General features: G+C 70.2%; 22 protein-coding genes. 7 read left to right on the top strand and 15 right to left on the bottom strand.

From position 1 onward, the window contains the following. The first annotated feature begins 58 nt into the window (after window positions 1-58). On the top strand, window positions 59-364 hold the full coding sequence (locus ABC337_RS10500) for a MerR family transcriptional regulator (RefSeq protein ID WP_412884003.1): 306 nt from the start codon (window positions 59-61) through the stop codon (window positions 362-364). A 30-nt stretch (window positions 365-394) separates the two neighbouring features. Here ABC337_RS10500 and ABC337_RS10495 read toward each other — a convergent pair whose 3' ends face one another. Beyond that, entirely contained in the window at window positions 395-1,177 is a 783-nt protein-coding gene (locus ABC337_RS10495) for a phosphatase PAP2 family protein (protein ID WP_412884004.1), read from the bottom strand. A gap of 313 nt (window positions 1,178-1,490) precedes the next feature. On the opposite strand from ABC337_RS10495, the gene ABC337_RS10490 reads away from it, so the two are divergent. After that, window positions 1,491-1,700, top strand: coding sequence for a hypothetical protein (locus tag ABC337_RS10490; protein WP_290256190.1), 210 nt, complete (start codon window positions 1,491-1,493; stop codon window positions 1,698-1,700). Window positions 1,701-1,874: 174 nt separating this feature from the next. Here ABC337_RS10490 and manD read toward each other — a convergent pair whose 3' ends face one another. The 7 genes from manD to ABC337_RS10455 all read right to left on the bottom strand — a co-directional run bounded on the left by manD (window position 1,875) and on the right by ABC337_RS10455 (window position 9,297). Then, window positions 1,875-3,104, bottom strand: coding sequence for a D-mannonate dehydratase ManD (manD, locus tag ABC337_RS10485; RefSeq protein WP_290256191.1), 1,230 nt, complete (start codon window positions 3,102-3,104; stop codon window positions 1,875-1,877). A 75-nt stretch (window positions 3,105-3,179) separates the two neighbouring features. Next, window positions 3,180-4,208 (bottom strand): sugar kinase, encoded by a 1,029-nt coding sequence (locus ABC337_RS10480; protein ID WP_412884005.1) that lies wholly within the window; start codon window positions 4,206-4,208, stop codon window positions 3,180-3,182. After that, on the bottom strand, window positions 4,205-4,873 hold the full coding sequence (locus ABC337_RS10475) for a bifunctional 4-hydroxy-2-oxoglutarate aldolase/2-dehydro-3-deoxy-phosphogluconate aldolase (protein WP_412884006.1): 669 nt from the start codon (window positions 4,871-4,873) through the stop codon (window positions 4,205-4,207). Before ABC337_RS10475 ends, ABC337_RS10480 begins: the two co-directional genes overlap by 4 nt. Window positions 4,874-4,878: 5 nt before the next feature. Continuing rightward, complete coding sequence (dgoD, locus tag ABC337_RS10470; RefSeq protein ID WP_412884007.1) at window positions 4,879-6,027, bottom strand: galactonate dehydratase; 1,149 nt, start codon at window positions 6,025-6,027, stop codon at window positions 4,879-4,881. 6 nt (window positions 6,028-6,033) lie between these two features. Continuing rightward, window positions 6,034-6,927 (bottom strand): carbohydrate ABC transporter permease, encoded by an 894-nt coding sequence (locus ABC337_RS10465; protein WP_412884008.1) that lies wholly within the window; start codon window positions 6,925-6,927, stop codon window positions 6,034-6,036. Then, a complete protein-coding gene (locus tag ABC337_RS10460) occupies window positions 6,924-7,892 on the bottom strand; it encodes a carbohydrate ABC transporter permease (RefSeq protein ID WP_364133941.1) in 969 nt (322 codons plus the stop codon). The genes ABC337_RS10465 and ABC337_RS10460 overlap by 4 nt, the downstream gene beginning before the upstream one ends. 109 nt (window positions 7,893-8,001) lie before the next feature. Further along, complete coding sequence (locus ABC337_RS10455; RefSeq protein ID WP_400158396.1) at window positions 8,002-9,297, bottom strand: ABC transporter substrate-binding protein; 1,296 nt, start codon at window positions 9,295-9,297, stop codon at window positions 8,002-8,004. Window positions 9,298-9,430: 133 nt separating this feature from the next. Here ABC337_RS10455 and ABC337_RS10450 point away from each other — a divergent pair, with 133 nt between their 5' ends. After that, window positions 9,431-10,234 carry a FadR/GntR family transcriptional regulator gene (locus ABC337_RS10450; RefSeq protein ID WP_412884009.1) on the top strand — a complete coding sequence of 268 codons (804 nt, stop codon included), beginning with the start codon at window positions 9,431-9,433 and terminating at the stop codon, window positions 10,232-10,234. A 19-nt stretch (window positions 10,235-10,253) separates the two neighbouring features. Here ABC337_RS10450 and ABC337_RS10445 read toward each other — a convergent pair whose 3' ends face one another. After that, window positions 10,254-11,285, bottom strand: coding sequence for an aldo/keto reductase (locus ABC337_RS10445; protein WP_412884010.1), 1,032 nt, complete (start codon window positions 11,283-11,285; stop codon window positions 10,254-10,256). A gap of 8 nt (window positions 11,286-11,293) precedes the next feature. Next, window positions 11,294-12,166 (bottom strand): NAD-dependent epimerase/dehydratase family protein, encoded by an 873-nt coding sequence (locus ABC337_RS10440; RefSeq protein ID WP_412884011.1) that lies wholly within the window; start codon window positions 12,164-12,166, stop codon window positions 11,294-11,296. Between the two features lie 159 nt (window positions 12,167-12,325). Here ABC337_RS10440 and ABC337_RS10435 point away from each other — a divergent pair, with 159 nt between their 5' ends. The 3 genes from ABC337_RS10435 (at window position 12,326) to ABC337_RS10425 (ending at window position 13,904) form a co-directional block, all read left to right on the top strand. Further along, window positions 12,326-12,799 (top strand): universal stress protein, encoded by a 474-nt coding sequence (locus ABC337_RS10435; protein WP_412884012.1) that lies wholly within the window; start codon window positions 12,326-12,328, stop codon window positions 12,797-12,799. A gap of 17 nt (window positions 12,800-12,816) precedes the next feature. Next, window positions 12,817-13,536, top strand: a complete 720-nt coding sequence (locus ABC337_RS10430) for a hypothetical protein (RefSeq protein ID WP_412884013.1) — start codon at window positions 12,817-12,819, stop codon at window positions 13,534-13,536. 101 nt (window positions 13,537-13,637) lie between these two features. Beyond that, a complete protein-coding gene (locus ABC337_RS10425) occupies window positions 13,638-13,904 on the top strand; it encodes a DUF6480 family protein (RefSeq protein WP_290256203.1) in 267 nt (88 codons plus the stop codon). A 35-nt stretch (window positions 13,905-13,939) separates the two neighbouring features. Here ABC337_RS10425 and ABC337_RS10420 read toward each other — a convergent pair whose 3' ends face one another. The 3 genes from ABC337_RS10420 to mgtA form a co-directional block, all read right to left on the bottom strand. Next, entirely contained in the window at window positions 13,940-14,365 is a 426-nt protein-coding gene (locus ABC337_RS10420; RefSeq protein ID WP_412884014.1) for a DUF302 domain-containing protein, read from the bottom strand. A gap of 3 nt (window positions 14,366-14,368) precedes the next feature. Next, window positions 14,369-15,721 carry a phosphoribosyltransferase family protein gene (locus tag ABC337_RS10415; RefSeq protein WP_412884015.1) on the bottom strand — a complete coding sequence of 451 codons (1,353 nt, stop codon included), beginning with the start codon at window positions 15,719-15,721 and terminating at the stop codon, window positions 14,369-14,371. Between the two features lie 102 nt (window positions 15,722-15,823). Continuing rightward, a complete protein-coding gene (mgtA, locus tag ABC337_RS10410; protein ID WP_412884016.1) occupies window positions 15,824-18,571 on the bottom strand; it encodes a magnesium-translocating P-type ATPase in 2,748 nt (915 codons plus the stop codon). 298 nt (window positions 18,572-18,869) lie between these two features. On the opposite strand from mgtA, the gene ABC337_RS10405 reads away from it, so the two are divergent. Further along, on the top strand, window positions 18,870-19,604 hold the full coding sequence (locus ABC337_RS10405) for a GAF and ANTAR domain-containing protein (protein WP_412884017.1): 735 nt from the start codon (window positions 18,870-18,872) through the stop codon (window positions 19,602-19,604). Here the strand turns inward: ABC337_RS10405 and ABC337_RS10400 are convergent. Both ABC337_RS10400 and ABC337_RS10395 read right to left on the bottom strand, forming a co-directional pair. Continuing rightward, the gene (locus tag ABC337_RS10400; RefSeq protein WP_412884018.1) at window positions 19,601-20,281 is read right to left on the bottom strand and encodes an esterase/lipase family protein; all 681 of its coding nucleotides are present in this window, start codon (window positions 20,279-20,281) and stop codon (window positions 19,601-19,603) included. The genes ABC337_RS10405 and ABC337_RS10400 overlap by 4 nt on opposite strands. Next, a complete protein-coding gene (locus tag ABC337_RS10395; protein ID WP_412884019.1) occupies window positions 20,278-21,159 on the bottom strand; it encodes an alpha/beta fold hydrolase in 882 nt (293 codons plus the stop codon). Before ABC337_RS10395 ends, ABC337_RS10400 begins: the two co-directional genes overlap by 4 nt. Window positions 21,160-21,246: the final 87 nt, after the last annotated feature.

The following is a 21,246-nucleotide window of genomic DNA, read 5'->3' as shown; positions in this document are numbered from 1 at the left end:
AAACTGGTGCAAGAGGATTTTGCGGCGCCGCGGCGGCGTCGACCCGAAGGAGGGCAGCATGGCGCAACGGGGGGACGACGTGGGGGTCTACGCGATTTCGGTAGTGGCCGAGCTGGTGGGCACGGGGCAGCAGAACATCCGGCTGTACGAGCGCAAGGGCCTGTTGACGCCCGACCGCACGGCGGGGGGCACCCGGCAATATAGCGAGACGGATCTGGCCGTGCTGCGGCGGATCGGTGAGCTGCTGGCGGAGGGCCTGAACCTGGCCGGCGTCGCCAAGGTGCTGGAGCTGGAGACCGCCAACGCGGGGCTTCGCCGGGAGCTTGAGCGGCGCAAGGACGCGCAGCGGCGCGCGGCCCGCTAGAGGAACCGCGGGCCCCGCGCCGTCGAAGGCCTATTCCGCGGCGGATTCCTTCTTGGAGAGCTTGCCGGTGACCGGCTCCCCCTCGATACGGACGGTCCGCCAGGTATCGAGCAGCATGACCGCGCCCAGGATCACGAAGGAGATGGACAGCGAGGCCAGCGCGTCGGTGGTCCAGTGGTACCCCAGGTACAGCCGGCTCAGCGCGGCGAAGACAATGCCGATGCCGGCGACGGTGAAGCCGACGACGGCGGCGCGCGGGTTCCGGCGCCGCGAGAAGACCAGGAATGAGGTGACCAGCAGGAAGTCGCAGGCGCCCAGGACGTGGCCGGAGGGGAAGGAGAAGGTGGCGTCGGCGCCGAAGAGCATCAGGTCCACCGGAGGACGGTGGCGTTCGACGGTGTGGCCGATCAGCTGGGCCAGGATGACGCCGGTCAGCATGGCGCCGGCCAGCACCATGGGCCGCCAGGCGTGCTTGGCCAGCAGGCCCCAGGCGACGGTCACCACCAGGATGATGATGGGCAGGCCGATCGGGCCGAAGACGATCGCCAGGATAATCATGATGGTGGTGGCGGGCTCGCCGCGCAGGGCCACCAGGCCGGAGCGGATCGGCTCGTCGACCACGCTGACGCCGGTGTGGGTCAGGACGCTGACCAGGATGAAGGTGAACAGCGCGGCGCCGACGACCATGAGGATGGCGCCGGTGCGGTAGAGCCGGCGGCGGTCCTCGGGCTCCATGTACCGCTCTTCAACGACAAACTTGTCGTGGAAGACCCGCCACCAGCCCGAGCGTTCTCCTGATTGGTCTTGCGCCATTGCCCGCGTCCGCCTCTGCCCTGTGTTCGTGGTCCCCGCGCTGTACGCCCGGGACGTGGCCACCGCGTGGTGGCCGGCGGCCGGGCCGCCCGTATTGACCGTGTGCTTACTAATGTTCAGGAAGATTATCCCGGTTTGCTGTGAGGCCGGGCACCGGCGGCTCCGGACACACCGCGAATGATCCGGCGCGCCGTCCGCGTGGTGATTTGACTCACATTTAACCCAACCGCTAATCTCACTTCAGCCGTGGTCCGCACGGTGACACAGCGGGGTGAAATGGAGCGCAGGGGGCGCTCCGGGAGAGGCAGTTCTGATGACCACAGCCAACGAGTGCATTGAGATCCAGGTGGACAGCCGGCGGCTGCTGGACGAGCGGCTCAACGACGCGGTCCAGGGCCTGCAGCGGGTGGCCATGCTCACCGGCACCCACGGCATCCTGTTGACCCGCCACAAGCCCGGCCACTACACCGCGGCGCTCTCGGACCAGGTCCCCTTCGGCATGACCCGGGAACTGATCCACTAGGCCCGCCCGACGGCGCAGACCGGAGCGCCGGCGCGCCGCACCATCCACAGACCAGGCCCCGGCCGGCTGAGCCTCGACTCGCCGCCCGGGGCCTTCTGTGCGTTTCCCGCTATTGGATTGCCCGGCGCCGGGATGCCGGGCGACGCCGGCGCCGCCTGGCCCCGGCGCTGCCGGTCACCAGTCGTGGACGGTCCCGTCGACCAGGCGGTTATAGGGCAGGTAGGCCTGCTGGTAGGGGTACGCGGCGGCGGCTTCCTCGTTGAATTCCACTCCCAGCCCGGGCTCCTCTCCCGGGTGCAGGTAGCCGTCGGTGAAGGTCATCGACTGTTCGAAGACCTCGTTGGTGGCGGCCGAGTGCTGCATGTACTCCTGGATGCCGTAGTTGTGGATGGCCAGGCCCACGTGCAGCTGGGCGGCGAAGCCCACCGGGGAGATGTCCGTGGGGCCGTGGAAGCCGGACTTGACCTGGTACTGGGCGGCGAAGTCCATCACCTTCTTCAGCGGGCTGATGCCGCCAAAGTGGGTGGAGGCGGCCCGCACGTAGTCGATCAGCTGTTCCTTGATCAGGGCCTGGAAGTCGTAGACGGTGTTGAAGACCTCGCCGATCGCCAGCGGGGTGGTGGTGTGCTGCCGCACCAGCCGGAGCGCCTCCTGGTTTTCGGCCGGGGTGCAGTCCTCCAGCCAGAAGAGATCGTAGGGTTCCAGGGCCTTCCCCAGCTTGGCGGCCTGGATGGGCGTCATTCGGTGGTGGCCGTCGTGCAGCAGCGGCAGTTCCGGGCCGAACTCGTTCCGGACCGCTTCGAAGACGGTCGGGAGGTGCCGCAGGTAGGCGCGGGTGTCCCAGTCCTCCTCCTGCGGAAACGCGCCGCGCCCGGCCGGTTCGTAGTCGTACCGCTCACCGGAAGCCTGGGCCTGCGCAGCCACCCCGTAGACGGCCTTGATCCCGGGGACCGCGGTCTGGATCCTGATGGACTTGTAGCCCAGCTCCAGGTGTTCGCGGACCGAGTCGAACAGGGAGGGCAGGTCCGAGCCCGAGGCATGGCCATAGGCGCGGAGCCCGTTGCGGGAGGCGCCGCCGAGCAGCTGGTAGACCGGCATCCCGGCGAGCTTGCCCTTGATGTCCCAGAGGGCCATGTCGACGGCGGCGATCGCAGCCATGGTGACCGGGCCGCGGCGCCAGTAGGAGCTGCGGTAGAGGAACTGCCAGGTGTCCTCGATCCGGTGCGGGTCCTTGCCGATCAGCAGCTGGGCGACGTGTTCCTTCAAGTACGCGGCAACGGCCAGCTCGCGGCCGTTCAGGGTGGCGTCCCCGATGCCGGTCACCCCGTCCTCCGTGGTGATCCGGAGGGTCACGAAGTTCCGGGACGGGCTGGTGACGAAGACGTCGGCGGCAATGATTTTCATGGGTGGAGCGGTCCTTTCGCGGCGGAGGGTGACGGCGGACTCTGTTGGCGGACTCCGACGAGGGATGGGGGCGCCTCAGCGCTGCGTGCCGCCCTCCGGGAGGGCGCCCAGCAGGGCCAGTTCGGCGGCGGTGGGCAGGCCCTCGCAGTCGCCGGCGGAGCTGACGGCGAAGGCACCGGCCAGGGTGCCGCGGCGCAGGCGTTCGGCGGTGCCGGCGCCCTCGAGCAGGGCGGAGAGGTAGCCGGCGGTGAAGGCATCGCCGGCGCCGACGGTGTCGATGCTGGTGACGGGGACGGCGGGGGCTTCCAGGCGGCCCGCGGCGGTGTAGACGCCGGCGCCGGCGGCGCCGCGTTTAACCACGACGTCGAGGACGCCGCGGCCCAGCAACTCCGCGGCCATCGCCGCCTCCCGCTCCGCGCCGGCACTTTCGAAACCGTCACCGGCACCGGCAACCGGATCGGCGGCGGTGGCTCCGGTCCCCCGACGGGCGCGTTCGCCGCCGTCGGCCACCAGGTCCAGTTCGTCGTCGGAGGCGATCAGCACCGTGGCATGCCGGGCGAGCGGCGTCAGTACGGCGCGTGCCTCGTCGCGGGACCAGAGCTTGGCGCGGTAGTTCACGTCCAGGGAGACGGTGAGCCCCTCGGCGGCGCCGCGGGCGGCGGCGTACTCCACGGCCCGGCGGGCCTCAGGGCTGAGTGCCGGGGTGATGCCGGTCAGGTGCAGCGCCCGGGGCGCGGCGGCGAAGGCCCGGTCCACGTCGTCCCGGTTGAGGGTGGAGCCTGCGGACCCGGCCCGGTAGTAGAACGCCCGGCTGATGTCCGCGGTGCGGCGTTCGAGGAACATCACCCCGGTGCCTCGGGTGTCCTCCACCCGGTGGCGGACGTCGATGCCCTCGCCGCGCAGCCCGCGCAGGATGAATTCGCCGTGCGGGTCGGACCCGACGACGCCGGCCCAGGCCACGCGGTGGCCCAGCCGGGCGACGCCGACCGCCACGTTGGATTCGGCCCCGGCCACGTGCATGCCCAGGCTGCCGCCGGCCGAGAGCGGACCGGCGGAGCGGAGCGAGACCATGGCCTCGCCGAGGGTGAGCAGGTCGACGCTCACGGCCGGGCCGCCGGGACGGCGGCGTAGCCGGAGGCCAGTTCGACGAAGGCGCGGGCGCGTTCCCGGACCGGTTCGAGGTCCCCGCCGGAGGCTGCGTCGCCGAAGAGCGGACCGCCGAGGCCCACGCCCACGGCGCCGGCGTCCCAGTAGCTTTCGGCCTCGTTCAGTCCCACGCCGCCCACCGCGATGAAGGGGATGCCGGGGAACGGGTCGCGGACGGCCTTCAGGTAGCCGGGGCCGCCGACGGAGGCGGGGAAGAGTTTCACGGCAGTGGCACCGCGGTTCATCGCCTCGTAGGACTCGCTGGGGGTGAACGCCCCGGCCAGGACGGGCAGCTCCAGCCGGACCGCTTCTTCGATGGAGCTGGCCAGCGAGGGGGTCACGATGAACTGGCCGCCGGCCTCGGCAACGTCCGCGACGTCGTGGGCGGTCAGGACGGTGCCGGCGCCGACGTAGCAGCCCTCGGGCGCCACCGCCCGGACCGCCGCGATGGCGCCCAGGGCGTCCGGCGTGGTGAGGGCGATCTCGACGAAGCGGAAGCCCTCCCCGAGGGCGGCGAGGGCCGCGCGGGCGGCGGCTCCGCCGTCGTTGCCGCGCACGATGGCGACCAGGCGGGTGGCGCTGATGCCGCCCAGCAGGGCCGCTGAAGTGAGGGTGGTGTTCACGCTTCCTACCATTCTGCGAAGGCGCCGTCGTCGTGGCGCCAGACCGGGCCGCGCCAGGCGTGGCCGCGCTTGTCCGCGGCACGGACCACGGCCTCGTCGATCTCGATGCCGAGGCCTGGGCCGGTGAGCCGCTCGATGTGGCCGTCGACGAATTTCAGCGGCGTCTTGTCCACCACGTAGTCCAGGACCTCGGCGCCCTGGTTGTAGTGAATGCCGATGCTCTGCTCCTGGATCAGGAAGTTCGGGGTCGCGAACCCTACCTGCAGGCAGGCGGCCAGGGCCAGCGGCCCCAGGGGGCAGTGCGGGGCCAGCTGGACCTCGTAGATTTCGGCGAGCGAGGCGATCTTGCGCACCTCGGTGATGCCGCCGGCGTGGGAGAGGTCCGGCTGGGCCACGGCGATGCCGGCCTGCAGGGCGGGCAGGAATTCCTGCCGGCTGTAGAGCCGTTCGCCGGTGGAGACCGGGGTTGTTGTGGAGGCGGTGAACTCCCGCAGCAGGTGCGTGTTCTCCGGGACCACGGGTTCTTCCAGGAAGAACGGCCGGTACGGTTCCAGCAGCGGCGCCACCCGGCGGGCGTTGGCCAGGCTGAAGCGGCCGTGGAAGTCGACAGCGACGTCGCGGTGGTCGCCCAGGACCTCGCGAGCGGCGGCCACACGGCGGACGACGCCGTCGAGCTCGGCCACGGAGGCGAGCGGGCTCATCCGTCCGCTGGCGTTCATCTTCACCGCGGTGAGGCCCACCTCCAACTGCGCGCTGATCTGGTCCGCCACCTCGTTGGGTTCGTCGCCGCCCACCCAGCCGTACATCCGGATCCGGTCCCGGACGTGTCCGCCCAGGAGCTGGTGCACGGGGGTGTTGAAGTGCTTGCCGGCGATGTCCCAGAGGGCCTGGTCCAGGCCGGAGACGGCGCTGGCCAGGATGGGTCCGCCGCGGTAGAAGGAGCCCTTGGTCATCACCTGCCAGTGGTCCTCGATCCGCAGCGCGTCCTGGCCGATCAGGACCTCGGAGAGCTGGTCCACGGCGGTGCGGACGGTTTCGCTGCGGCCTTCGCAGGTGGCCTCGCCCCAGCCGACGATTCCGCTCTCGGTCTCGATCCGGACGAAGAGCCAGCGCGGCGCGACGAGGAAGGTTTCGATTCTGCTGATGCGTGTCATTCGTGCCTAGCCCTTGGTGGCCCCGGCGGTGAGGCCGGAGACGATGTATTTCTGCGTGAAGAGCGCAATGATCATGATCGGGATGGTGACCACCGTGGCGGCGGCCATCAGCCCGCCCCAGTCGATGCTGGCGTAGGAGACGAAGTCGAAGATCGCCACCGGCAGGGTCTTTGTCTTGGAGCCGGAGAGCACCAGGGCGAACATGAAGTTGTTCCACGAGAAGATGAAGGACAGGATGCCGGCCGTGGCGATGCCGGAGACGGAGAGCGGCAGGGTGATCCGGCGGAACGCCCCGATCGGGGTGAGCCCGTCCACCTGCGCGGATTCCTCGAGTTCCAGGGGCAACGAGTCGAAGTAGCTCATCATGATGTAGACGATCAGCGGCAGCGCCACGAACATGTGGCTGAGGATCAGCACCTCGAACCCGCCCACCATCTTCAGGTTGGAGAAGACGTAGTACCAGGGCACCAGGAGCGAGACGCCGGGGATGACGCGGGCCATCAGGACCACCAGGGCCGAGCGGTGCATGGTGAACCGGCTCATGGCGTAGGCGGCGGGGACGCCGAGCACCAGGGACAGCGCCGTGGAGACGAAGGCCACCCAGAAGCTGTTGAAGATGAAGATGAAGTAGTTGTTCCGCTGCAGCACGTTGGCGTAGTTCTCGCCGGTGGGCGTAAAGACGAAGGACTTGGCCGTGTCGTAGATGTCCACGTTGGTCTTGAACGAAGCCAGCAGCATCCAGATCAGCGGGGCGATGAGGAAGAGCACGACGGCGATCAGCGCGACGACGCGGAAGACCTTGTACGCGCGGGTCGCCAGCGGCTTGCGACGGCGGGCGGGACGGGGCGCCGCGGACGGGACGGCGGCGATTCCGGCCGGGGTCTGGGAGGGGACGGTCATTTGCTTACCGCTTTCTTGCGCATGGTCAGCAGCCACATGGTGCCGATGATGATCATGAAGAACAGGATCAGCACCGCGGAGGAGAGCCCGTACTGGTTGTAGTCGAAGCTCAGGCCGTAGGCGTAGACGTTCAGGGTCTCCACCTCGTGGAAGGAGCCGCCGCCCTTGCCCTTGGTGGCGTAGAGGATGTCGAAGGTCTTCAGGGCGTCGATGCCGCGCAGCAGGATGGCGACGATCACGGTCGGCATCATCAGCGGCAGGGTGATGAAGAAGAACCGCTGGAAGGAGTTGGCGCCGTCCATCCGGGCGGCCTCGTCGGGTTCGTCCGAGAGCGAGGTCAGGCCGGCGAGGAGGATTAGCACCACCATGGGCGTCCACTGCCAGATGTCCATGAAGATGGTGGTGCCCAGGGCGGTGTCCTGGCCGGAAAGCCACGGCTGCGGCGGGATGCCGATCATGCCCAGCAGCTGGTTGACGAAGCCGATGTTGGGGTCGAAGATCAGGCGCCACATCATGCCGACCGCCACGGGGGTGGCCACCAGCGGGAGCAGGATCGCGACGCGGACCCACTTCTCGCCGCGGAACGGCCGCCAGAGCAGCAGGGCGATGCCCATGCCCAGAACTACCTCGCAGATCAGGGCCACGCCGGTGAAGGAGAGCGTGCGGCCGACGGCGGGCCAGAACCGTTCGACGTCGGAGAGCACGGTGACGTAGTTGTCCAGGCCGATGAACTCCGACGCCGCGCGGACCGAGCCCTGCGAGTCGGTCAGGCTCAGGTACAGGGTCCAGGCCAGCGGGAAGATGATCAGGACGCCGACGAAGATCATCGCCGGGGCGGCGAAGAGCCACTTGCGGTGCCGGTTGGCCCAGGCGGAGAAGCTTCGCTGCGGGCCGGCTGAGCGGGCCGGGCCGCGGCCGGCGGTCCCCGGCGGCGTGTCGCTGCGGGTGGTGTTCAGAACAGACATGGTTCACCTAAGGAGTCAGGGGGTGAAGGTGGGGCCGGCGGTCCGGCCCGGAGTGGAGCGGTCCCCCGCGGGACGGCCGGAGCCCGGCCGTCCCGCAGAGGAGGGAGCGCTACTTCTTTTCGCTGTCCAGGAACTTCTGGAACGCGTCCGACGCCGAGGAGGCCTCGGTGGAGGCATCCGCGCCGGTGATCGTGGCGACGATCGGGGCGCCGACGATTTCGCGGGCCTTGCCGACGGTGACAACCTCGGGACGGTCGTGGCCGACGCCGTTCTTGGCGCTGACGGCAATCGCGTCGGCGAGGTCCTTCGGGTAGGTGGAAGTGCCGGCCGGGTCGGCCCAGACCGAGGCGCGCGGACCGGGGACGCCGGCCTTCTGCGCGGCCAGGGTGCGGTCCTTGCTGGTGGCCCACTGGATGAACTTCCAGGCGTTGTCCTGGTTGCTGGAAGCCTTGTTGATGGCCAGGCCCCACGAGGGGATGTTGTACGGCTTGGAACCGGCCGGGCCGGCGGGGAGGGCGGCGAAGCCCACCTTGTCGGCGACCTTGGACTTGGCCGGGTCGGTGGCGTTCTTGTAGAGCGAGTCGGCCTCGGTGTAGAAGGCGGCCTTGCCCTGGGTGAAGATGGCCATCGCCTCGGGCCAGCTCATGTCGGTGCTGACGTTCTTGGGGCCGGAGTTCTTGATCAGGCCGCCGTAGAAGGAGTAGGCCTTCTTGGCCGCGTCGCTGCCGATGGCGGATTTGCCGTTGGCGTCGATGAAGTCGCCGCCGAAGCTGTAGAGGAAGCTGGAGAACTGGGTGACGGCGGCGGACTTGCCGGTGCGGGCCACGAAGCCGGCGGTGTCCGGGTTGGCGGCCGAGATCTTCTGGGCGGCGGCCTGCAGTTCGTCCATGGTCTTGGGAACCTCGATACCGGCGGCCTGCAGCAGGTCCTTGCGGTAGTAGAGGACCTCGCGCTCGGTGATGATCGGAACGCCGACCACCTTGCCGTCGACGGTGGAGGCCTTGACCGGGCCCTCCTGGTAGTCCTTCCAGTCCCAGCCGGCGTCGCCGGTGACCTTGGAGGTCAGGTCCGCGAGGTAGCCGTTCTTGGCGAACGCCTTGCCCTCCTGGAGCGGGCGGTACATCATGACGTCGATTTCGTCGCTGCCGGCGTTGAGCTTGACGTTGTACTGGTCGGAGAGCTGATCCTCGCCGAGCTGGGTGAGTTCGACCTTGAGGCCGGTGGCCTTCTCGAACTCGGGGATCGCGGCCTTGATGCCGTCGGTCCACACGTGGTTGGCCAGGGTGACCCGGACGGTGCCGGCTGCCTTGGCATCGCTGCTGCCGCTGCCACCGCCGCAGGCTGTCAGTCCGAGCGAGAGGGCCGCGGCCACCGCCGCGTATTTCACCATAGAACGCCGCTTCATTACGACTCCCTTGTCTTCAGGGCCGGACCCGGTCCAGCCGTGCGCGGATGCATCTTTACATCTGCTCTGGAGCGATCCTAGTGAAATAAAGCAGACTTAAACAACCCCTTGCGCCCACCCGTATGCTTTATTCATGCAAACCCCAACGGCGGAGTCTTCAGCAGACCTGCACTCCGTGCTGGTCCAGACGCTGGGCCTCGCCATTGCCGAGGGGACCCTGGCGCCGCACTCGATCCTGCGGCTGGATGAGCTCGAGGCCCGGCACGGGGTGTCCCGGTCCGTGGTGCGCGAGGCCACCCGGGTGCTCTCGGCCATGGGCATGCTGGAATCCCGCCGCCGGCTCGGCACCGTGGTCCGGCCGGAGGAATGCTGGAACCTCTACGACCCGCAGGTGATCCGGTGGCGGCTGGCGTCCTCGCGCCGGGTGGACCAGCTGCGGGCGCTGAACGAACTGCGCGGCGCCATCGAGCCGCAGGCGGCGCGGCTCGCCGCGGAGCGGGCCACCTGGGAGGCCGGCAGCGACCTGGTGGCGCAGGCCGCCCGGCTTTGGGCGGCCGGGCAGCGCGGCAACCAGGACGAGTTCCTGCGCCTGGACATTGAGTTCCATGCCACTGTGCTCCGGGCCTCGGGCAACCCGATGTTCTCCCAGCTCCACAACCTGGTGGCTGAGGTCCTTACCGGCCGCACCGAGCACGGCCTGATGCCGCACCTGCCCCAGCACGAGGCGCTGCAGCTGCACGTCGACGTCGCCAGCGCCATCCAGCGCGGCGAAATGGACGCCGCCCACGCCGCCATGCGGCGCATCGTGGAGCAGTCCACCGAGGAAATCGGCGACATCTGGTCCAGCAGCCACCAGCAAAGTGCCGCCAAGGACGACGCCGGGGCGGCCCCCGGGCCGGGGGCCGCCCCGCAACCGGGGACGGCCGCCGCCCCGTAAGCCGGGAGGCAACCCTGCGCTAGCGGCCGCCGGCGATCTTGCGGCTGCGCTGTTCCCGGGCCATTGGCCCGTATGGGTAGACGCCCACCCGGGGCGCGCTGACCTGGTCGAGCCGCGCCAGCTCGTCGGCGGAGAGCCCCAGCCCGGCCGCCGCGAGGTTGTCCTCCAGTTGCTCCACGCTCCGCGCGCCCAGGATCACCGAGGTGACCGCGGGCTGCCCGGCCAGCCACGCCAGCGCCACCTGGGCGTCGCTGACGTTGTGCCCTTCGGCGATGGCGTGCACGGCGTCGACGATCTCCCAGGTGCGCGGATCCGCATTGCGCGCCTCCCACGCCTCCATGCCGCGCTTCGGGTTCTCGCCCAGGCGGGTGGCACCCTGCGGGGCCTGGTCGCGGCGGTACTTGCCGGAGAGCCAGCCCCCGCCCAGCGGCGACCAGGGCAGGAGGCCGATCCCGGCGTCGAGGGAGGCGGGCACGATCTCCGACTCGATCTCACGCACCAGCAGGCTGTACTGCGGCTGCAGGGTCACCGGCGGGTTCCAGCCGTGGGCGCGGGCCAGGTGCACGGCCTTGGTCAGCTGCCAGCCGAGGAAATTCGAGAAGCCGTAGTAGCCGATCTTGCCGCTGCGCACGGCGTCGTCGAGGAACCGCAGGGACTCCTCCAGCGGGGTGACCGGGTCCCAGGCGTGCAGCTGGTACAGGTCAATCTGCTCCACGCCCAGCCGGCGCAGCGAATCATCCAGCGCCCGGGTCAGGTGCCGCCGGGAGGTGCCGACGTCGTTGGGCGCCGCCCCCATCGGGAAGCGCCCCTTGGAGGCGATCACCACGGAGTCCCGGGCATCCGGGCGGGCGGCGAGCCAGCGGCCGGTGATTTCCTCCGAGACGCCGGCGGAGTAGACGTCGGCTGTGTCGATGAAGTTGCCGCCGGCGGCGACGTAGCGGTCGAGGATCGCGTGCGACTGCTCCTCGGTGGCCTCGGCGCCGAACGTCATGGTCCCGAGGGCGTAGCTGGAGACGACGGCGCCGCTGGCGCCCAGGGTGCGGTAGTCCATGTGGGTCCTCAGTCTTCGGTGGGGGTGGTCTCGAGCGAGTGGTAGTCGCGCCAGCTATGTTCCGGTTCGTACCCGAGGACGCGGCGGGCCTTGTCGATCGAGAGCATGGTCTCGTGCTCGCCGAGGTCCTTGACCACCTTCACGCCGGGGAAGACCTCAGCCGCGAGTTCGGCGCTGGGCCGGCTCATGACGGTGTCGGCGTTGGCGATCACGAAGGCCTCGAAGCCGGGTTCGGTGTACGCCAGCGCCCGGGCCACGGCCTGTGCGCCGTCGCGGCCGTCGATGTAGCCCCAGAGGTTCCACTTGCGGAGCCGGGCGTCGGCGTCGAAGGATGGGAATTCTTCGTAGTCCTCGGCGTCCATGACGTTGGAGAACCGCAGGGCGCTGATGCTCAGGGTGGGGTCCCAGCGGGTCAGCTGGATGGCCATCTGCTCCTCCAGGTGCTTGACCAGGGAGTAGGTGCTCTCCGGGCGGGCCGCGTACTCCTCGTCCACCGGGATATAGGGCGGGTCGATGTCGAAGGGCAGGCCCAGCACGGTCTCACTGGACGCGTAGACGATCTTCTTGATACCGGCCCGGCGGGCGGCCTGGAAGACGTTGTAGGTGGCCAGCATGTTGTTCTCGAAGGTGGCCGCGTCCGGGGCCAGTCCGGGTGCCGGGATCGCGGCCAGGTGCACGATCGCGTCGAAGCCCTCGTGCCGGTCGTCCAGGCCGAGGATCACATCCACCACGTGGCCGTAGTTGCGCAGGTCCACCCGGGTGAAACCGGGATCCCGCTCTCCGGTCTGGTCCAGGGCGGTCACCTCGTGGCCGTCGGCCCTGAGCCTGCGGACCACGTGCCGTCCCAGTTTTCCGTTTGCTCCGGTTAGTGCAATTCTCATCGGTTCTCCTCGGTGGTCGCGACGCTGCCGTGGCTCCACCCTAGATCGGCTGCGGCCCCGCCGCACACAGGGTCCGCCCAGAGGACAGTGCTAAACCGGCTCCTCCCGCGGTGACTTTCGGCCCTAGGCGGCGGCCGGGGCGGCGGCGATGGTGGGGGCATGGGCGCAGATCAGCGGATTGTCGTGGGTGTCGATGGCTCGGAATTCTCGACGACGGCGTTGCGCCTCGCCGGGCGCATGGCCGACGGCCTGGGCGCCCCCCTGACTGTGGTCACTTGCCTGGGCAGCTCCGACCATTTCTTCGCCTCCCACCTGCCGGAGGAACGCGCCGCCTCCACCGAAGAGCTGGAGGAGACCGCCAAGCGGCTGCTGGAGGAGACGCTGGAGCGGGCCTTCGGCAGCGAGCGCCCGGAGCGGCTGAGCCGCGAGGTGAAGTTCGGCCCGCCGGCGAAGGTGCTGGTCGATGAAAGCGCCGACGCCCAGCTGTTGGTGGTGGGGCGCCGGGGCCGCGGCGGCTTCCTTGCCCAGGTGATGGGATCGGTGAGCGGTGCCTGCGCCGCCCACGCCAAGTGCCCGGTCCTGATCGTGGGCCAGGGTGACGCCGGACAGGCCGGGGCCGCCGGGACGGCGTGATGCCCGGGAGGCAACCCATGCAGTCGGCAAGAACCAGCATCGTAGCGGGCCTGGCCCTGATGGGCGTCGGACTGCTGTGGCTACTCGACGTCCTCGGGGTGCTGGCGGGCGCCGTCGTGATCCCGCCGCTGATCTTCGCGGCCGTGGGCGTGGCCTTCGCGGTGTTCCTCGTCCGGGACCGGGCCTTCTGGTGGGCGGCAATCCCCGGTTCGGTCTTCCTGGGCCTGGCCGCCGTGATCCTGGCCGGCCAGGCCGGCGCGGGCGGCCGGGCCGGCGCCTTCCTGTTCGTCCTCATGGCGGCGGGGTTCGCGGCCGTCTTCCTGCGGGTCCCCGGTTTCTGGTGGGCACTGATTCCGTGCGGGGTGATGCTGACCCTGGCGGTGGTGGTGGCCCTGCCGGCGGGCCTCCCGGATGCCACCACCGCCGCCGTCTTCTTCCTGGGCCTGGCGGCGACCTTCGCCGTGCTCGCCCTGGTCCCGGTCCACGGGGAACCGGACCCGGGCGCATCGCCTGCCGCCGCGGGCGGAACCCCCGTGCGGCCGGTGCGGATGCGGTGGCCGCTGGCGCCGGCGGCAGTACTGGGCGTGCTGGGGGTCGTGTTCCTGGGGCAGGCCGCCGCTGTTCTGGTGCCGTCTGCCGTCATTGTCCCGGCGGTGGTGATCCTCGCCGGCCTCGGGCTGCTCGCCTACGCGGTCCGGGCGCACCGGCATGGGGGCAACCGGCCGCACGGCGCCTAGGCGGAGTTCCGGTGGAGGCTGTCCACCGGGCTCCGCGGGCGGTTAGGATAGTCAGCATGCTTATCAAAGCGTCCTGAGCAGGCCCGACGGAAGGCATCACCATGAGCAGCTACCACCCCGAAAATGACCCGGCCAACCCGGACCCGCCCAAGCCCGGCGGGGGCTCGGCGGACCCGGAGGCCGCGGAGGCGCTGAAGGCCCGGCATGCCGCGGCCCGCGGCGACGGCCAGCCCGATGCGGCGGCGTCACCGAACCCGGACCCGCTGGAGGGAAACATCACCGGCCTGGAACCCGGCGGCGGCGTACCGCCCGGCGAGACTCCCCCGGCGGAAGGCCAGATGAGCCGGGACCAGGGGCACGCCGAGTAGCAGTTCCAGGCAGGGACTCCGGCCCGGCCCCGGTTCTATGAGCCGGTGTCGGAGCCCTGCACCAGTTCGTCGAGGGCGGCACGGAGCCGGGTGCCGGCGTCGTCCGCCACCTCACGTACCGCATCGCTGTCGCTGAGCTGCACCATGGTCTGCGGGTCGATGGCTTGGACCGTCGTGGCAGGATCCCCCGCCCCGCGGCGGACCACCACGTTGCACGGCAGCAGGGCGCCGAGCTCCGGTTCGGCGGCGAGCGCCTTGCTGGCCAGGTGCGGGTTGCAGGCACCCAGGATCACGTAGTCGCCCACGGCCGACGCGGCGTCCTCCCCCAGTTTTGCCGCGAAGGTGGCGCGGACGTTGATCTCGGACAGCACCCCGAATCCCTGGGCGGCGAGCGCCGCCTTGGTTTTCGCCACTGCTTCTTCCCAACTGGCCGGCACGACGGCGGTGTACGTGTACTGCATGCATCACTCCTTGGCGGTGGCGGCCCTCGCGGGCGCGAGGTGCTTGCCGAACCAGTCTCTGGCCAGGATGGCCGCGGCGGCAAGGGTCCCCGGTTCCTCGAACAGGTGCGTGGCCCCCTGGACCACGGCCAGCTGGTTCGGGCAGCGCAGCTGCGCCTTGGCCTGGCGGTTCAGCTCCAGGACCTCGGTATCCAGGCCGCCGACGATCAGCAGCGTCGGGGCGCGCACGGCGCCGAGCCGCGGGCCGGCCAGGTCCGGCCGGCCGCCGCGGGAGACCACAGCCGTGACCCGGGCGAAGGGTTCGGATGCGGACCACAGCGCCGCCGCCGCGCCGGTGCTGGCCCCGAAGTAGCCCACGTCGCACACCGCGGTGTCCTCACGGGTACCCAACCATTCCGTGGCGGCAGTGAGCCTGCGGGCGAGCAGCTGGATGTCGAAGACGTTCGCACGGTCACGCTCCTCGGCCGGGGTCAGCAGGTCCAGCAGCAGGGTCCCCAGCCCGGCGTGCTGCAGCACCCCCGCCACGAAGCGGTTCCGGGGGCTGTGCCGGCTGCTGCCGCTGCCGTGGGCGAAGACGACGACGGCGCGGGCCGGGACCGGCAGGTGCAGCTGCCCCGCCAGCCGCACGCCCTGGGCCGGGATCTCCACCTCCTCCTCGACCTCGGCCGGTTCCGGTGCCGCGGCCGTCCCCGTGCCCGGATACGCCGGGGCGTCGTGGAGCCGGCGGGCTGCGGCGTCGAGGAGCTGGATCACCTCGTCATCCTCGGTGGGTGAGAAGTCCCGGTAGTGGTAGCCGACGGCGGTGAACTGGCGCGGGGTGGCCAGACAGAACACCTCGTCGGGCTCCACCAACCGGGCGAGGGTGTCCGCGGGCGCCACGGGAACGGCCAGGACCACCCGGGCGGCGCCGAGCTGCCGGGCGATTTTGCAGGCGACCCGTGCCGTGGATCCGGTGGCGATCCCGTCGTCGACGATCACCGCAATCCGGCCGGTCAGGTCCTGGCGGCGGCGGCCCCTGCGGAAGCGGGCCACCCGGTCCTCCAGGACCACCCGCTCGCGGTCCTCCACGGCGCGTATTTCGTCCTCGCCCACCCGGGACTGGGCCAGGACGTGTTCTTCGAGGACTCGGGCCCCGCCCTCCCCGATCGCCCCCATGGCCAGTTCCGGTTGGTAGGGCAGGCCCAGTTTCCGGACCACGATCACATCCAGCGGGGCGTCCAGGGCAGCGGCCACCTCCGCCGCCACGGGCACGCCGCCGCGGGGCAGTCCCAGCACCACAATGTCCTTGCCCCGCAGGTCCCAGAGGCGCCTCCCCAGCTGCCGTCCGGCGTCGACCCGGTCTTCAAAAATGCTCATGGTCCCGGCTTTCCGATCAGGGAGGCGGCCGCCGGGCGCCGCCGGCGGAGTGGGCCGCCGGGGCGGTGGATGCCCGGCCGGGCCGCTTCATCTCACTATCGTTCACGGCTTTCGGGGGCGTGAGGGCCCTTGGACCCGGTTTCGTTTGCCGCGGTTTTCCCTGCCGCGGCGGGGTGCCAACGGTGCCCGGCGGGCATGGCGGGTGGTGGCGCCGGGGGTGCTGAACCGCGCGGCCCGCCGGGCCATGTGGTGGTCCCGGCCCCGCCGCCGGACCCGGGGCAGAACCGCCGCCGGGGGCTGCTGGGCGGCCCGGGCGAAGAACCACCGCTTGGCCACCTCCACCAGCACCAGGTAGACCACGGTCATGCCCAGCAGCGCCAGGAAGAACGGGACCGGCAACGGGTCGAATCCCAGCAGCCCGGCCAGCGGCGAGAGCGGGAGGAAAACACCCACCGCCACGACCCCGAGGGACGCTCCGAGCAGCCCGGCGGAGGGCCGGCTGCGCAGGAACGGGACCCGCCGGGTGCGGATCGCGAAGATGATCAGCGTTTGCGTGGCGATCGATTCGATGAACCAACCGGCCCGGAACTCCCCCGGGACGGCGTTGAAGACGTACAGCATCAGGCCGAACGTCGCGAAGTCGAAGAGGGAGCTGATCGGGCCGAAGAGGAACATGAACCGCCGGATGAAGCCGATGTTCCAGTGCGCCGGCGCCAGCAGCTGCTCGCGGTCCACCCGGTCCCCGGGGATGGCCAGCTGGCCGGTGTCGTAGAGCAGGTTGTTGAGCAGGATCTGGCCCGGAAGCATCGGCAGGAAGCTCAACACCACGGAGGCCGTCGCGGCGCTGAACATGTTCCCGAAGTTGCTGGAGGTCCCCATCAGCACGTACTTGATGGTGTTGGCGAAGATCCGGCGGCCCTCCATCACGCCGTCGGCCAGGACACCCAGGTCCTTGTCCAGGAGAACGACGTCGGCGGCGTCCTTGGCCACATCGGTGGCGCTGTCAACGGAGATGCCGATGTCCGCCTGGTGCAGCGCGAGGGCGTCGTTGACACCGTCGCCCATGAATCCCACCGCCCCGCCGCTCTGGCGCAGCAGCCGGATGATCCGGGCCTTCTGCTCGGGCGAGACGCGGGCAAAGATACTGGCCTCACGGGCGGCGGCGCTCAGCTCCGGGTCGGACATGGCCTCTGCCTCGGCGCCGGTGATGGTGCCGCCGGAGAGGACGCCGAGTTCGTCACAGACCCGCTCGGCCACTTTGGCGTTGTCCCCGGTGGCGATCTTGACCGTGATGCCCAGCGCCTCCAGCCGGTCCAGCGATTCGCGCGCGTTGGCCTTGGGCGGGTCGAGGAAGACCAGGAAGCCGGCCAGCCGGAGCCCGGTTTCGTCGGCCGGGGTCAGATCCGCCAGTCCGGGCGCTTCCCGGGTGGCCACCGCCACGACGCGGGAGCCGGCGGCGAACTGGGCGTCCAGCAGCGCCTGGACCTCGGCGGTGACGGGTCCGCAGAGGGCCAGGACGTCTTCCGGGGAGCCCTTGGTGATGATCCGCGGCCTGCCGTCGCCGTCGCGGACCAGTACGGAGGTGCGGCGCCGGAGGTGGTCGAAGCCGATCACGTCGAGGCGTTCGTACCGCGCCGGCTCGAAGCCGGCGGCCTGCGGCGATTCCCACAGCGCGGCGTCCAGCGGGTTCTGGCCGATGACGGAGCGCTCCGCCGCGGAGTAATCCACCTCGGTGGCCAGGAGTCCCAGGGTGAACAGCTCGGGCGGGCCGGTTCCCTGGGCCACGGGGAGCGCCATCGTGAAGCTGATCCTGCCCTCCGTCAACGTGCCGGTCTTGTCCGTGACCAGGATGTCCATGTCGCCGAGGTCCTCGATGCAGACCAGCCGCTTGACCAGGACTTTCCGCTTAGCCAGCTGCCGGGTTCCGGTGGCCAGGCTGGTGCTGACGACGGCGGGCAGGAGCTGGGGGGTGATGCCCACCGCGATGGCGAGGGAGAACAGCAGCGACTCGATCACCGGCCGCTGCAGGAGCAGGTTGGCGACAAAGATCAGCGAGGTCAGCCCGATGGCGACCTCCAGCAGCAGGAAGGAGAACCGCTTGAGGCCCAGCTGGAACTCTGTTTGCGGTTGCCGCTCCCCGAGGCCCAGAGCGATCCGGCCGAATTCGGCGCGTCCGCCGGTGGCGACCACCACGCAGGTGCAACTTCCGGACTGGATGACGGTGCCCATGAAGGCGCAGGAGGTCAGGTCGGCGAGCGAGGCGTTCTCGGTCACGGGCGCGGGCGTCTTGGCCACCGGCATTGACTCGCCGGTCAGGATGCTCTCGTCGCAGAGCAGGTCTTTAGCCCTAAGGATGCGCAAGTCCGCCGGGATGATGGCGCCGAGGCCCAACTGGACGACGTCGCCCGGGACCAGGGCGGTGACAGCCACCTCGCAGACGGTGCCGTCACGGACCACGACGGCGGTGTGCGTGACCCGGGAGTGCAGGGCCTCGGCTGCCCGCTCCGCGCGGAATTCGTTGCTGAACCCCAGGCCGACGCTGACGAGGAGGATCACGCCGATCACCACGGAGTTGGTGGCGTCGCCCAGCGAAAGGGAAAGCCCGGCGGTGATCAGCAGCAGGATCAGGATGGGGCTACGGAACTGCCGCGCCAGCACGGACCAGGCGCTGGCCTCGTGGGTCCGGACCGCATTGGGTCCCACCGCGTCCAGCCGGTCCGCGGCCGCAGCCCCGGACAGCCCGTCCGGCCCGGAGCCGAGGGCGGCCAGGACGGCGTCGGGCGCCTGCCGCGCGGCGTCGGTGATGGTCAGCGGCGGGGAGGCGGCCTCCCGTAGTTCAAGCTGTGACATGCGGTATCCGTCCGAGTGCCTGCCAGTTAGGCCTAAGACTACGACCGGCACCCGCACCCGTCATGCCGTTCGGCGGAATTCCTGCCAGCGGGCGGGGCGCCGTCCGCTGGCGGCGGACGGCCGGACAGGGCGCACCAAAAGAGTCCGGCGTCCTGTATATACTTTTTCTCGGTACGGTTTAGCAGAAGGCCGTTGGACGAATTTGGTCCGGCCCTGTCACCGTTACCACCGTGAACTTGCTCGCCGTGGTGCCCCAGCTGCCGGATCGACACCTCGAGCGAAACGGCATCAACGAACAGTGGCAAGTGATTCATCTGTGGCTTCGATTAGCCAACACCTGAACCAATTCGTGCTCAACAGCGCGGACATGGAAGAGTTCCTCGGCGAATTAGCGAAGGTCTCCGCGCGCACCCTCTCCGAGGTCGGCGACGAAGTGCTGTGCGGCATCACCCTCCTCCGGGAGCGCAAGGCGGCCACCGTGGCCAGCAGCAGCGCCGCCGCCCAGGCCATGGACGAGATCCAGTACGGCTTCAGCGACGGCCCGTGCATCACGGCGTCCCGCGAACAGGTCCCGGTCCATATCGAGGATCTGGAAGCGGACGAGCGGTGGCCGCAGTGCACGGCACGGATCCGGGAACACGGCATGCGCTCCATCCTGGCCGTCCCGTTCCTCCTCGACGGCGACACCCGGGCCGCGCTCAACCTGTATTCGCGCCGCCCGCACCGCTTCGACGAGCGGGCCCGCGACCTGGCCCACGGCTTCGTGAGCCAGACCTCCATGGCGCTGCGGCTCGCGGTCCGGTTCGCCCACTTCAGCGAGAAGGCCAGCAACCTCAAGGCGACCCTGGAGACCCGCACGGGCATCGACGTCGCCGTCGGCATCATCATGGCGCAGAACCGCTGCAGCCAGGCGGAGGCGTTCGAGCTGCTCAAGGCCGCCTCCAGCACCCGCAACGTCAAGCTGCACACCGTGGCGGCAAGCATCGTCGATTCCCTGGGACAGGGACCGGCGCGCACGCACTTCGACAGCTAGGCCGGCGGGGCGGCCGCCTCCTCGAGGACGGTCTTCAGGGTCTCTTCGTGGGCCAGGATGCGGAAGTGGCCGCCGGTGTCGAGCTGGATGTTCCGCGCCCCGGGCAGGACGCTGCCTTCCGGAATGTGCGGGTCGAAGAGCCCGTAGATGGAGGTGATCCGCTCGTTGACCCGCTGTTCGCGGGAGAGCTGGAGGGTCACGGCGCTGCGTGGGGAGAGCGCCCGGAGGCTCGGCAGCAGCATGAACCCGGCGTAACGCGAGCCCGAGAAGGGCGAGGCCACGGCCACCATGCGGACCAGCCGTCGCTCGGGGTCCAGGGCCATCATGGCGAACTTGCCGATCAGGCCGCCCTTGCTGTGCGCCACGATCAGGACGTCCGTCAGGTCCCTGTCCCGCAGGTAGCCGGCGATCAGTTCGGCGGCCTTCGGCACGGCCAGCCGGTTCCGCTGCAGCACGGTCACCACGTGCACCGGATGCCCGGCGTCGTGCAGGGTCCGGATCAGCGGCATCATGAAGCGCCAGTCCTCGAAAATGCCGGGGATGATGAGGACGTGGCGGCCCGTCCCGCTGAGGAATTCATCCGGGCTCACCCGGGAGACGGCGCTGCGCAGTTGCCGGCCGACGGCGTACACGTAGTCCAGCGCCCACCAGCCGGCGACCCGGAGCGGACCGCTCATGCGACGGGCTCCGCGGCGGGGGCGGCTTCGGTCAGGCCGGCGAAGCGGAGGATCGCCTCGGCCACCTCGACGGACTTGTTGTGCTGGACCACGTGTCCGGTGCCCTCGACCTCGAGGAACGCACCCGCGGCGGCCCGCGCCATCAGGCGGTGGCACCAGTCCCTCGGCGCCACCGGATCGTGCTCGCCGCGGAGCACCAGGACCGGGGCGGACACGTCCATGATCCGGTCCTCCAGGCGGTAATCCATCATCACCCTGAGGTTCTTCAGGTACCAGGCGGGCCCGCAGCGCAGGTAGTCGGTGAAGACGACGGCGTTCGAGGACGGGCTCTCAAAGGAGAGGCAATCCCGGCCCAGGGCCAGCGCCTGCCGGGCCACGGTGCGCCTGCGGTCGTTGACCACGGGACCCATCAGGACCACGTGACGGACCCGGGCCGGCTGCTGCACGGCCACCTCCGTGACGAATTGGGTGCCCATCGAGTGTCCGACAATGACGAAGTCCAGCACTCCCAGCCGTTCCAGCGCACCGATGATGTAGGTGGCCTGTTCGGCGGCGTTGAGGGTGTGGTCCGGTTCCGGCGTGGCCCCGAAGCCCGGCAAGTCGATCGAAAAGGTGTCCACCGTCGCGGCGAGGTTGCGGTGCAACCGCTCCAGGTAGCGGTGGGAGGCGCCGATGCCGTGGATCAGGACGACGGCGGGCGGCCCCGGCGCGGGCTCGGCGGGGCCCTTGGTGCCGATGCCGCTGCCGGTGGCTCCGGCGTCGCGGCCGGGCACATCGGTGGTGGCTCCGGCGTCGTCGGTGTCCGCGCTCCTGCGGGAGGCGAACACGTGGCCCACGTGCCCGGCCACCTCAACCTCGATGCGCACGGGCCTGCTCATGGGGTGTCTCGTTTCTTTCGGCGTCCCGTAAGCATACTGACTACACCTGAGCGGGTGCTGGGCGCCGCTTCGACGGTTCCCTGCCGA

It is taken from the genome of Arthrobacter phoenicis, from assembly GCF_047238215.1.
Classification (GTDB): Bacteria; Actinomycetota; Actinomycetes; order Actinomycetales; family Micrococcaceae; genus Arthrobacter.
The sequence above is the reverse complement of the archived record's forward strand: the minus strand, read 5'-3'. Positions and strand labels throughout refer to the sequence as shown.

Bases quoted from the DNA above. Each gene is read 5' to 3' on its own strand.
- ABC337_RS10395 (WP_412884019.1), bottom strand. From the start codon at position 21,159: ATGAGCAGGCCCGTGCGCATCGAGGTTGAGGTGGCCGGGCACGTGGGC.
- ABC337_RS10465 (WP_412884008.1), bottom strand. From the start codon at position 6,927: ATGACCGTCCCCTCCCAGACCCCGGCCGGAATCGCCGCCGTCCCGTCC.
- ABC337_RS10495 (WP_412884004.1), bottom strand. From the start codon at position 1,177: ATGGCGCAAGACCAATCAGGAGAACGCTCGGGCTGGTGGCGGGTCTTC.
- ABC337_RS10490 (WP_290256190.1), top strand. From the start codon at position 1,491: ATGACCACAGCCAACGAGTGCATTGAGATCCAGGTGGACAGCCGGCGG.
- ABC337_RS10440 (WP_412884011.1), bottom strand. From the start codon at position 12,166: ATGAGAATTGCACTAACCGGAGCAAACGGAAAACTGGGACGGCACGTG.
- ABC337_RS10430 (WP_412884013.1), top strand. From the start codon at position 12,817: ATGCAGTCGGCAAGAACCAGCATCGTAGCGGGCCTGGCCCTGATGGGC.
- ABC337_RS10420 (WP_412884014.1), bottom strand. From the start codon at position 14,365: ATGCAGTACACGTACACCGCCGTCGTGCCGGCCAGTTGGGAAGAAGCA.
- dgoD (WP_412884007.1), bottom strand. From the start codon at position 6,027: ATGACACGCATCAGCAGAATCGAAACCTTCCTCGTCGCGCCGCGCTGG.
- ABC337_RS10425 (WP_290256203.1), top strand. From the start codon at position 13,638: ATGAGCAGCTACCACCCCGAAAATGACCCGGCCAACCCGGACCCGCCC.
- ABC337_RS10400 (WP_412884018.1), bottom strand. From the start codon at position 20,281: ATGAGCGGTCCGCTCCGGGTCGCCGGCTGGTGGGCGCTGGACTACGTG.
- ABC337_RS10445 (WP_412884010.1), bottom strand. From the start codon at position 11,285: ATGGACTACCGCACCCTGGGCGCCAGCGGCGCCGTCGTCTCCAGCTAC.
- ABC337_RS10450 (WP_412884009.1), top strand. From the start codon at position 9,431: ATGCAAACCCCAACGGCGGAGTCTTCAGCAGACCTGCACTCCGTGCTG.
- ABC337_RS10435 (WP_412884012.1), top strand. From the start codon at position 12,326: ATGGGCGCAGATCAGCGGATTGTCGTGGGTGTCGATGGCTCGGAATTC.
- ABC337_RS10415 (WP_412884015.1), bottom strand. From the start codon at position 15,721: ATGAGCATTTTTGAAGACCGGGTCGACGCCGGACGGCAGCTGGGGAGG.
- ABC337_RS10460 (WP_364133941.1), bottom strand. From the start codon at position 7,892: ATGTCTGTTCTGAACACCACCCGCAGCGACACGCCGCCGGGGACCGCC.
- mgtA (WP_412884016.1), bottom strand. From the start codon at position 18,571: ATGTCACAGCTTGAACTACGGGAGGCCGCCTCCCCGCCGCTGACCATC.
- ABC337_RS10455 (WP_400158396.1), bottom strand. From the start codon at position 9,297: ATGAAGCGGCGTTCTATGGTGAAATACGCGGCGGTGGCCGCGGCCCTC.
- manD (WP_290256191.1), bottom strand. From the start codon at position 3,104: ATGAAAATCATTGCCGCCGACGTCTTCGTCACCAGCCCGTCCCGGAAC.
- ABC337_RS10500 (WP_412884003.1), top strand. From the start codon at position 59: ATGGCGCAACGGGGGGACGACGTGGGGGTCTACGCGATTTCGGTAGTG.